General features: G+C 59.2%; 1 protein-coding gene. It reads left to right on the top strand.

Features of this window, described 5'->3' with window-relative positions:
• Positions 1 to 662 (top strand): IS5 family transposase (locus tag DJ69_RS14645; RefSeq protein WP_099256283.1); only part of this gene is annotated, 662 nt, incomplete at its 5' end.
• Positions 663 to 691: the final 29 nt, after the last annotated feature.

Genomic DNA, 691 nt, shown 5'->3' on the forward strand with positions numbered 1-691 from the left:
CGAATCGGCTGAAGTACATGTCCGAGGTTCGTAACGTCCTCCGCTTAGATCGAGACGATCTCCCAGACTACAGCACGATCTACAAGTCGTTTGATCGACTGAAAATGTGGGTGTGGCGGGCGCTGCTGCGCGTTTCCGCGCAGCAGCACCCGCAGTCTGGCCACGCTGCTCTCGACAGCACGTTCTTCGACCGGCGGCGTGCATCTTCGTACTTCCGCCAACGGGCAGGACGGACGATACAGACGCTCAAAGTGACGACATTGACCGATGTGGAGTCGCTTGCTGTTCTCGACGTTCACATCGCAGCCCGGTGGAAGCACGACACGAAGACGGGACCGCAGGTCGTCCGGCGAAACGCGGACGACCTGCAGTCCGTCGCCGCCGACAACGGCTTCCAAGACTGGCACACCGAGTACGAAATCGCCGCACATGACGTTGAGTACCTCGTTCATTACCGCGGCTCGTCAGCCAACGCAGCCGCAAACAACGCGCTCAACCGGGCAAATGGCTACTCTCAGCGGTGGATGGCCGAAACATCGTACTCGACAACGAAGCGCTCGCTCGGCGACGCCGTGCGAGCGCTGGGCTGGTACCGGCAGTTCCGTGAAATCGTCTTGATGTTCGCCATCACCAACATAGAACCACTGTGTGAACCGCTGTAACCGTGTCTCAGCATCTATTCAACACAGCA

The organism is Halorubrum persicum, from assembly GCF_002727125.1.
Classification (GTDB): domain Archaea; phylum Halobacteriota; class Halobacteria; order Halobacteriales; family Haloferacaceae; genus Halorubrum; species Halorubrum persicum.